Below are 10251 nucleotides of genomic sequence, written 5' to 3'. Positions count from 1 at the left end.
GTGTCGGGCTGCACGCCCAGCGCGATCAGGTGATGGGCGAGCTGGTTGGCGCGGGCGTTCAGCTCGGCGTAGCTGAGCGAGTCGTCCTCGAACACCAGCGCGGTGGCCGCGGGCGTGCGCTCGGCCTGGTCCTCGAACAGCTCGTGGATGCAGCGCTCGGCGGGGAAGGGCGCGGCGGTGTCGTTGAAGCCGTGCAGCACCTGTTGCCGTTCGTGCTCATCCATCAGCGGCAACTGCCACACAGGCGTGTGAGGCACCTGGAGGCCGGCCCGCATCAGCCGCTGCAGGCGCTTCACCGTGGCTTGCACCTCTTCGTGGCTGAGGACTCGCGGGTCGTAGTTGAACACGATGGGTACTTGGGGGGACTTCTTCTCGTAATTGCGCAGGGACAGCGCCAGAGGCGCATCCCCGAAGTCGTTGTGCTGGGGCACCATGAAGATGCGTCCGCCCTCGATCTCCAGATCGCCCGGAAACTGCTCCACCGACACCGTCACGTCGAATAGCCGCGAGCCTTGGGACGAACGCTTCCGGCAATGGCCGACGATTTCGCGAAGCGGGAAACGGCGGTGGCGCAGGCAGGCCATGGAATGCGCCACCAGCGCGCGCAGGGTCTCTTCGAAGCTGGCGTTCGGCTCCACGGCCACGCACAGGGGCAGCACCGAAGAGAACATGCCCACCGTGCCTTTCTCGGCGGCGCTGCCCCGGTTGTGCACCGGCATGCCGATCACCACCTCGGGCCGGTTGCCGGCGAGCCGCGAAAAGTAGATGGCCAACGCAACGACGAACAGGTGCGAGAGGGAGACACCGAGGTGCGCGGCACGCTCGTTCATGTGCAAGAACTCGCCGCGCTCGATCTCCCACACGACTTGCCGAGTCGGCCGCCGCTCGCCGTGCTGCACGATCGCAGAGAACAGTGGCTCGGGCGGTCGATTGAAGCGGCTGAACCAGAACTCACGGTCTTTGACGTACTGCGCCGAGCGCTGATAGGCGAGGTCGCTCGCGACGAAGTCGAGATACGACGGCGTCACTGCGTGGGCGTTTGGGCGGCACTGACGGACGAGGCGGTTATAGACGTCGGGGATGGCGTTGATGATCAGCGCCACGGCAGCGCCGTCAGCCACCAGGTGGTGAAAACGCAGCAGACACAGGCCTCGGGTGGACGTGGCCTGGACCCATTGCGTCTGCCAGAGCACCTCGCCGTACAGCGCGAAGGGCTTGGCAAGGGCGTCGCGGATGTGCTGCCATGCACGCTGCTCGCCGTCGTCGCAGGACGAGTAGTCGTGGACCTCCAGCTTGAACGGCAACGCGTCGAGCACCTTCTGGTGCGCAACCCCTTGCTCTTCGAGCAGCACGAGGCGCAGCGCGTCGTGGCTGCGGACTACCTCGGCAATCGCTTGTTCCCAAAGGTCGAGCCGGATGCTGCCATCGAACTTCAGCGCGCCGCCGATGGTGTAGCAAGGCAGTTGGGGTGTCAGCAGTTGGTCGAGCCATACCGCCTGCTGACGTGAACTCAGCGGAAATATTTTCATATTCTCTTCCCGCACCCCATGAAACGTTCTCGTGTGAAACAACGTCGGCCACGCACTCCATCATTGAGCTGGGCGCTGAGGGCGGGCTCGAGGGTGAAATCCAGCGTGGCGCCCGCATGGTCCTTCACGGGAGGACGTGGCCGGTCGAAGGGCAGCTCCAGCAGGGCCCGGGCGCCGAGTAGCGACGCGGAAAGTGTCTGAAGCTTCTGGTGCATAGAGATCGATCGGAGGCGGCCTGCTAAACGTAGCGGTGTCGATCCGACAGGTGAGAACCGCGCCTCTGCGCGAGCTGGTGCGTCTCACTGGGCGCGCGTGCACTGGGTCTGTCGAACTCGCATGGCCTTGGAGCGCGAAGTGCGCTGCTTGGCGGTGGATCGTCCCGCCGGGCGTCAAACACGTCTTCGTCGGGCGAGTCGCGAAGTTGTCTGTGCGTGACGAGGCGATGTTGCACAGACTTGTCTGAATTCAAAGGGCTTGATGCGTCAATTCCACGTCATTGATGCAGCCGTCAATTCATGGTGCGACGACGCCCATATCGCCACCTGAAAAACTTGACTCAATCAATACAAACTTGGGTCAGTCAAGGAATCTAGGTCTAGGCATGTACCGCTTCTCCCGCGTCGGAAAGGCGAACATTTGCGCAATGAAGCGAATTGGCAGGCCGTTGAACTGCTGACGTCACTTGCAGCACCGTTGAGCGAACGTCGGTAGTCCGCTGGCGAGGCGTTGCATACGCCTCGCTCAGCCACTTGCGCAGTCGTATATCAACTCAAAATTGAACGAGGACACGCAGGGTCAATGCAGACGTGCAGCGACTGCTTCGCGCAGGCTCTTCGGGCTCATGTCGGTCCAGTTTTGCTTCACGTACTCGAGGCAAGGCGGTTTGCTGTCCGGTCCGAACACCACGGTCCAGCCGTTCGGTACGGCCGCATAGTCCGGCCACAGGGCGTACTGTTCCTCGTGGTTGATCACGATCACGAAGCGGTCTTCCTGGTCATCATGTCTGTCAGCCATCTCTGCTCCTTCGGTGCTGTCGGCGGCATCACGCACATCGCATCACTCGCGACCTGCGAGGGCGTCCTCCGCGCGTTCGGACGCCCACTCTCACACATGTCATTCCGTGGCAACGCCGCTTTCGTGCAGGCGCCCGCAGTCCACGGTGATGACGCGATCGGCGCAATGCCAGTAGCGATCGTCGTGCGTCACGACGATCAGCGTCTTGCCCTGGCGCTTCAGCTCGGGCAGGATCTGCAGGTAAAACTTCTCGCGAAAACTGCGGTCCTGGTCGGCGGTGAGTTCGTCGAAGATCATGATGTCGCGGTCGTCGAGGCAGCATTGCACGAAGGCAAGCCGCTTGCGCTGCCCCTGCGACAGATCCACCGTCGAGAGCACGCCATCGCGGTACTTGACCTTGGCATCCATCTCCACCCACTGCAGCCAGCGCGATACCTCCGCCGCATTGGCTTGGCGGCCTTCGGCGTCAATGACGTGCGTGAAAAGCATGAAGTCGAAGAACACCGCCGAGAAGCGACCATGATGAGCTGCGACTTCGGCGCGTGCCACAGGCTCGCCGTCCACGCAAAGCTTGCCCGCCATGGGCTCGAGCAGCCCGCTCAGAAGCAGCAGCAGCGTGGACTTGCCGCTTCCATTGCCGCCGCCGATGAACAGCGTCTCGCCGCGCCGGATCTCGAGGTTGATCGGCCCGAGCTGGTAGCCCGTCGTGGCCGTGTCGGGGTAGGCGTAGCTCACGCCTTCGAGGCTGATGCGTTGCCAGCTGCCGGGTGTGTGCACCACCGCAGGCGAGGACACGTGCTCGCGTTCGAGCTCGAGTCCAATGCCTTCGAGATGGCGCAGGCTGGCCAGACCGCCGCTGACGTTGCCGCCAAGGTCGAACAGCGAGTTGATCGGGCCGCTGAGAAACAGTCCCGCGATGACGAACTGCAGGATCACGGCGCCGCTCGCGCCTAGCCACAGACTGCCGATCAAGATGGCAGCCAGCACCCATCCGTACGAGAGGGCCTCGCCGACCGCCTCGACCATGCCCCAGCGCATGCTGGTCGTGTATTGGGCATGGCGCGCGCGTTCAATCGCCGGCAGCAGTTGCATGGAGGCAAAGTGACGCGAGCGCGCCGGCAACAGCGTCAGCTCCTTCTTGCCTTCCACCAGCGTGCGCATGAGTGCGAACAGGGCCTCGTCGGCTTGGCGCATCTCGTCGAACGGGCCCTGCGTCCAGCGCTGGGTGGCAAAGAACAGCAACCCGGACAGGATGATGAAGGGCAGCACCACGCAGAACAGGCTCGGCGAGATGCGCACCAGGTACGCGATGCCCAGCACCGAGAGCAGCAGGTTGTTCAGCAGCATCGGTGCCATCTGCACCATCGGCACGACACGGCCGATGTCCTCGATCAGCGCACCGAAGACTGCGTGCTTGCGGTGCAGCAGCTTCTCGATGTCGAGCGCGAGGAAACGCTCGCCGAGCTCGCGCCGCAGATCGCCCGTCAGGCGGCTGCCGAAGGCAGCGGCCACGCGCGCGCTCATGGCCTTCACTGTCACCACGCCGAGCAGCAGAGCACAGCCAAGAAGCACCGCCCTCAGGCCGCCACCCTGCAGGCCTTCCGCGGCGCGCTCGTTGAGAAAGTTCAGCAGCAGGATCGAAACGCCCGCACTGGCGCCGGACAGCGCCGAGAGCAGCAGCAGCGAGCGTGCGTGTGCGCGCATGTAGCGACGTATCAGCATGCACGCTCCCGCACCGCGGCATGCCGCCATACGAGATTGGAAGCGGGCGCTGCGAGCTCAACCATTCCAGGCACCATCATCATCTCCCGCGCCACTGGGGCGCCCTTTTTTCAACAAAGGCCATCGGCCCCTCGCGACAGTCCGCGCTGCCGCGGCGGCGCTCCTCCCACTCATAACTCGCCGAAAACGCGTCCTCCAGCGCAAGCGTCGCGGACTTCAGCGCCGCTTCCTTGATGGCACGCAGCGACAGCGGCGCGCAGCGCAGCAGGTCGTCGACCCAGCGCTGCGTGCAGTCGTCCAGCGCCGCCGCTGGCACCACCTCGTTGACGAGACCGAGTTCAAGGGCCCGGGCTGCGCTCAAGCGGCGACCGGTGAGCAGATACCCCATGGCGGTCTTCAGCGGCAGTTGTCGCGTCAATCGAAAGACGCCGCCGGCACCCGCAATCAGCCCCAGGCGGGCCTCCGGCAGCGCGAACTCGGCGCTGTCGGCAGCGATCGCGATGTCGCAGGCGAGCACGAGCTCGAAGCCTCCACCGAGCGCGAGGCCGTTGACTCTGGCGATCACGGGCTTGGACAGCGAGAAGCGCTCGGTCAGGCGCGGCCACCCCGGCGCGCCGCGGCTGCCAAAACTGCCGGGCGCAGCGCCGGACTCCAGGCGCTGCGCCAGCTCCTTCAGGTCCTGCCCGACCGAGAACGCGCGTTCACCGGCACCGCTGAGCACGGCCAGCCACAGATCGTCGTCGCGCTCGAAGTCATCCCACACGGCACGCAGCTCGTCGTGCGTCTGCAGGTCCAGCGCGTTCAGTACGGCCGGGCGATCGATCGTCACCCAGGCCACGTGGCCGCGTTTGACGTAGATGACCCGCGCAGTGCGGGCTGCCGATGAATCGCTCATGGTCGTTTGCCGCATATGCGCGGGTCGCGAAGAAAGCGGCCGAGCCGCGACACGCCCTCGTCGATCTGGGCATCTGTCAAGTAGCTGCACGACAGGCGCAGTTCGTGGCGCCCGCCGCCGTCCAGGTAAAACGAGGACATCGGTGTCCACAACACGCCATGGTCGCGCGCCGAGACTTCAAGCAGCGCCGCATCCACCACCACCGGCACGCGAACGCGCACGAAGAAGCCGCCGCGCGGTCGGTTCCACGCTGGGAGCCCGTCCTTCCCGGTGTCGACGTGGCGCTGCAGCGCCGACAGCAAGGAGTTGAGTCGCTCGCCGTAGTAGCGACCCTTGGCGTCGCCCAGCGCTTGCAGGGAGACACCGTGCGAGAGCAGCATGCCACCGACAATGGCTTGGCACACCGGTGAGGTGTTCACCGTCGTCATGCTTTTGATGGCTGTCAGGTCGTCCGCCAGCACGGTGCCGCCGGCGACCCGCTGATCGGCGACCACGAAGCCCACCCGCAGGCCGGGCATGGCGATCTTGGCGAGGGTTCCGAAGTGGATGACGCGGCCCTCCTGATCAAGCGCCTTCAACGATGGCAGCGCGCGCTCGTCAGGTGCCGTGAAGCCGTAGGTGGCGTCTTCGAGGAGCAGAAAATCCTCCTGCGCGGCCACTTCCAGCAAGCCCACGCGCAGCGCAAGAGGGAGCAGCGTGCCGGACGGATTGGCGTAATCCGGGGCGACATAGACGGCCCGTATGCGCCGCCCTTCGGCCCGAGCACGAGCGCAGACGGCGCGCAGCTGGTCGAGGTCCACGCCTTCGGACCCCTCGTCCACCGGCAGCGTGTCAATGCCGAGCACGCGCGCTGCACCCACAGCGCCCACAAAGCATGGCTGCACCATGGCAAGCACGTCGCCAGGGCCGGCGAAGAGCGCGCGCAACGTGAGGAGCATGCCCTCCTGGAAACCGACTGTGACCACGATGCCGCCGGGCGCGACTTCAATGCCCTGGTCACGTTGCAGGGCCTCGGCCAGCAGCCCGTTGATGATGCCGCGGCTTGGGCCGTACTGGTACAAGCGCCGTCGCACCTGCGCCTCGGTCAGACCCTCAACGCGGCCGAGATGCGCGATGTAAGTCTCGAGATCAGCCGCGACATCGACGGTCTCGAGCAGCGACGGGGCGGGCGCTCCGGGCGCGAACGAGATGGCTTCGGGGTAGCGGTCGATGACTTCGTTGAGGAAGTTGATGGCGCCGAGCACCGGCTCGCCCAGGCAGGCGTGCAAGCCGCTGCGCGCCAGCACGACCGGCCCGGCAGCGGCCTGCGTCTGGAGTTCGCGTGCGGCCATGGGGTCGGAAATACTCTCAGCCCCACCGAGCCTGCAGTCGGGCGAGCACGGCAGGCGCGTGGATGCGTTTGGCCTGCTCGAGCGCGAACTCGGCCATATAGGCGCGGAACAGATCGATGGGCTCCTCGCCCAGCCGCATCATGCGGCGGTTGGGCACGATGGCGTCGCTGCGCATCACGGCCACCGCGGCTTCGATGGCAGGCTCCATCGCGGCCTCGTCGTCGACCAGCTGGTCAACGAGCAGGGCAGCATCCGGCTCCTCGGCGCGCACCGTGCGACCGCGCATGATCATGTCGCGTGCAAGCCGGTTGCCTACACGTGGCGCGAGCCGCAGGTTCGAAACGCCGGGGACGATGCCTTCCTTGGCAGCAGGCAGCGAGAAGTACGTGCCCCGGCTGGCGATCACGTGATCGAACACCAGCAGCAGCTGCACCCCGCCACCAATGGCGAAGGAGTCGACAGCTGCCACCCACGGCTTTTCGCGGGTCGGCGGCCCCGGTGGCCCATCCGTCGCCACGCCGTACAGCCCATGGCGGATCTTGTTCACGTAACCGAACTCGCGGCCGAGCAGGAAATCGATGTACGAGATCGCGCCCCGCTGCAGGTGGCTCAGGTTGATGCCAGAGCAAAAGACTCGTTTGCCGCGGTACTTGGGATGCGACATGACGCCGCCGCGCAGCACGCCCACACGGACGTGCTCGTCCAACAGCGCCAAGTCGACGCAGACCTCCATGCCTTCGGCGAGCACGTTGTCCTCGGCGTTGAGGCCCTTGTCGTTGCACACCGTCAGGTGGGCTGCATCGCCGTGCCGTTCGATGCGGACTGGACCCACTTCGGCGTGCCCGGTGCGGCGGAACTGGTCCAGCAACTGCAATGCACGCGGGGTCGGATTGAGCATGCTTTCGATCAAGTGGGTGCCGCAGAGCGGGTCACGCAGCACGCCGCGCAGGAAGATGCCTTGCTCGATCTCCCAGCCCTCCTTGTCCGCCTGCGTGCGGCGGCTGTCTTCTGCCCACTGTGCTGGCGTGGCGAACAGCGCAGGCGCATGCTCGGCGGCGGCCCGCACCAGATCCGCCAGGCGCAGCGGTCGCGTGCGGGCCGCGGTGATCTCATCGTAGAGCCAGGCGCCATGACGGTCCATGAACGCCATGCGGGACTGGCGGCAGCGCTCGTGCACGGCGGCGGCGTCGGCTCGCTGCCCGGGGCTGCGCGACGTGGGCAGCGGCAATGCGCCAAGCTCGTCAGCCTGGCTGCCCACCACCTCGGCCAGCAGGGCGAGCGCCTGCTGCGGATCGGTCGCCGCAGCGGCGGCGCTCGCATGCAGAGTCGTCATCAAAGCTTCGCTTCGATCGAAGTAAGCGGCGCTGCGGCGGTACCGGTCGCGGCTTTCCGACGACGCAACTCCACGTCGCAGGCCGCCAGGTGCGCGCCTATTGACTCCTCATAGATGCGCCCGACGCTTTCCGCGATCAGCAGGCGCCGCGCCGCCAATGCGCTCAGGTCAAGCCCCCGAAGTGTGGCCAAGAGGGCATCGGCTGCGTGTGCCGGGTCGTCCGCGACTTCGTCGACCAGGCCCAACTGCAGCGCCTGCGCCGCGGCCAGCTCGCCGGCGAACATGAAGATGCGCCGCGCCGCGGCTGCGCCATGGCGATTGGCCATCCGATGCACCGCCATGCCAGGCCAGCTGGCGCCGGCACTGCACAGATGCTCAAGCTTGAAGTCACTGGACACGACGCGGTAATCCGCTGCCATCAGCAAGTCGAGCGCTCCGCCGCCACAGGCCTGCGAGGCGACGACCACCGAAACACCGTCGAGGCGGTCGAGGCGGCGCAGCACCTGCTCCCAGCGATGGACCTTGTCGACCCCCACGTCGCCGGGCCACGCAGCCATGCCGCTGCCGCTGCCGCCAATGCACAGGTACAGCACAGCCGACGAGCCACCGTCCTCAACCTCGTCGCAGGCTGCGCGCAGGACCTGCAGCAATGCATCGGACAAGGGCGCACTGCCGTCGATGTGGAGCGCGACCCGGCGCACGATTGCAGCTTCCGGAAGCGGGTCCCGGTTCATTTGGCCGCCTCACGAACAAATGTCTTCATCAGCTGTACCTCACCATTGGATCAGGGCGGTTTCGATGGACGAGCCAGGTCCCATGGCCATCAGCACGCCGTGGTCGCCTGCATTCGCCCTCCCCTCCTGCAGCAGCCTGGAGTAGGAGAACAGGAACGAGGCACTGGACAAGTTGCCGTGATCACGCAGCACACTGGACGTGTGCCGAACGTCGAATGTCGTGAGCTGCAGGTTCGCCTTCACCGCATCGATGACCTTCTTGCCCCCGGAATGGATGACCCAGTGCGCCACGTCGCGCCGCTTCAAGGAGGTGCCGTCGAGCAGGCGATCGATGACTTGGGGCGCATTGGCGCCGACGACATAGGGCACGTCGCGGTCGAGCCGGAACTTGAATTTGCCGTGGTTCTGGTCCCAGTCGAAGCGCATCGCATCCAGCGCCTCGCTGATCACGACGCTGGCGAACTTGCGCAGTACGGGGCCACTGTCCTCGGGGTCTGCGGCACGGATGGCCACCGCAGCCGAGCCGTCGCCGAAAAGACTGTTCACGACGGCCGTCTCCGTCGTGCTCTCGTTCACGTAGGCTGCAGAACAGATCTCAATGCAGACCATCACCGCCAGCTGGCCCGGGTTGGCGCGTGCCCACGAGGCCGTCGCACTGAGCGCATTGACGCCAGCGTTGCACCCCATGCCAACGACGTCCAGGCGCGCGCAATCGCGCCGCAAACCGAGACGGTGGATGAGCAGCGAACTGAAGCCGGGGGTGAGCAGCCCAGTCGTGGTCACGCAGCACAGGTGCCGGATGTCCTGCAGGTTCAAGCCGCCAGATTCCATGCACATGCGCAAGGCCCGATCGCCGACCGCAAGCCCGACCTTCGCATGCTTGTCCAGCAACTCGGCTTGCGTCTCCTCGGGCATCGTGCCGTCGGCCGACCGGGGCGGCAGCACGAGGCTTCGGCGCTCGATTGCGTTGTTCAGGAAAATCAGCGAGGTGCGGCGATCGGTGTTGCCGAAGCAGTCCAGCACGTCCTGCTGCGTATACGTGGTCTCCGGGACAGCAGTGCCCACCGCCAGGATGCGCGCGTTGGCACCGGGCGGTGCGTGCGCCGCAGCGGCGTCGCGCCCGCTCGGCAGTGTCGATTCCTTCGTATTCTGTTGCATCGTTCTTAACGCATCTGGTGACCTGCTGTGGCTGCGGAGCATCTGTGTGGCCCGCGACACTGCGATGGGAAGAAGGATGCAGCCGGAGCGCGGGCGTCTCTTGCTTGGACGCGTCGGCCGGTTGTCCCACTGCGCCAGGGCTGCGCCACCGAAGCGGCCAATGGCCCCGCTGAACGTGTGTGCCACGTCCGGGGGGTGGCAGTCAACCACAGGGCGCGTCCAGACAAGAGTCGGACCCAGGCCGGGGCCTATAACTCTGCAATGCACCACAGCAACCCCGCCATTCGACCTGGCACGCGGGCCGCGGATCCGCGGGGGGATGCTGCGTCCACGATCGTGCCAGTGGCCTACCCAGACCAGCCCTTGACCGGCGTCGTCGACAGCGTGGCGCTCACGGCCAAGGCGCCAGCGGCGGCGGGCCAGGGCCAGGGCCGGGGCCAGGGCCGCAGCTATGCGGTGCGCGTGCGGCTCGCCGCGCAGAGCCCCGCAGCTTTCAAGCCCGGCATGAGCGCACGTGTCGAAATCAGCGTCAGCG

Annotated in this window: 9 protein-coding genes; 1 reads left to right on the top strand and 8 read right to left on the bottom strand. The window is 66.1% G+C overall.

The window, feature by feature from the left end; translation table 11 throughout:
- The 8 genes from AC30NL_RS01620 to dpgA form a co-directional block, all read right to left on the bottom strand.
- On the bottom strand, window positions 1-1529 hold a 1529-nt coding region (locus AC30NL_RS01620; RefSeq protein WP_489462265.1), incomplete at its 3' end, for a condensation domain-containing protein.
- Window positions 1530-2324: 795 nt separating this feature from the next.
- Entirely contained in the window at window positions 2325-2543 is a 219-nt protein-coding gene (locus AC30NL_RS01615; RefSeq protein WP_489462264.1) for an MbtH family protein, read from the bottom strand.
- A 99-nt stretch (window positions 2544-2642) separates the two neighbouring features.
- Window positions 2643-4265 (bottom strand): cyclic peptide export ABC transporter, encoded by a 1623-nt coding sequence (locus AC30NL_RS01610; protein WP_489462263.1) that lies wholly within the window; start codon window positions 4263-4265, stop codon window positions 2643-2645.
- A gap of 79 nt (window positions 4266-4344) precedes the next feature.
- Window positions 4345-5160, bottom strand: a complete 816-nt coding sequence (gene dpgD, locus AC30NL_RS01605) for an enoyl-CoA-hydratase DpgD (RefSeq protein ID WP_489462262.1) — start codon at window positions 5158-5160, stop codon at window positions 4345-4347.
- Window positions 5157-6491, bottom strand: a complete 1335-nt coding sequence (locus tag AC30NL_RS01600) for an aminotransferase-like domain-containing protein (RefSeq protein WP_489462261.1) — start codon at window positions 6489-6491, stop codon at window positions 5157-5159. Before AC30NL_RS01600 ends, dpgD begins: the two co-directional genes overlap by 4 nt.
- A gap of 16 nt (window positions 6492-6507) precedes the next feature.
- Entirely contained in the window at window positions 6508-7824 is a 1317-nt protein-coding gene (gene dpgC / locus AC30NL_RS01595) for a (3,5-dihydroxyphenyl)acetyl-CoA 1,2-dioxygenase DpgC (RefSeq protein ID WP_489462260.1), read from the bottom strand.
- Complete coding sequence (gene dpgB / locus AC30NL_RS01590) at window positions 7824-8558, bottom strand: enoyl-CoA-hydratase DpgB (RefSeq protein ID WP_489462259.1); 735 nt, start codon at window positions 8556-8558, stop codon at window positions 7824-7826. The genes dpgC and dpgB overlap by 1 nt, the downstream gene beginning before the upstream one ends.
- Window positions 8559-8597: 39 nt before the next feature.
- A complete protein-coding gene (dpgA, locus tag AC30NL_RS01585) occupies window positions 8598-9716 on the bottom strand; it encodes a 3,5-dihydroxyphenylacetyl-CoA synthase DpgA (protein ID WP_489462258.1) in 1119 nt (372 codons plus the stop codon).
- 261 nt (window positions 9717-9977) lie between these two features.
- Between dpgA and AC30NL_RS01580 the strand changes: the two genes are divergently transcribed.
- A partial coding sequence (locus AC30NL_RS01580) for a hypothetical protein (RefSeq protein WP_489462257.1) occupies window positions 9978-10251 on the top strand: 274 nt, incomplete at its 3' end.

Origin of the sequence: Rhizobacter sp., from assembly GCA_021153565.1 — a bacterium.
Taxonomy (GTDB): Bacteria; Pseudomonadota; Gammaproteobacteria; order Burkholderiales; family Burkholderiaceae_C; genus Albitalea.
The sequence above is the reverse complement of the archived record's forward strand: the minus strand, read 5'-3'. Positions and strand labels throughout refer to the sequence as shown.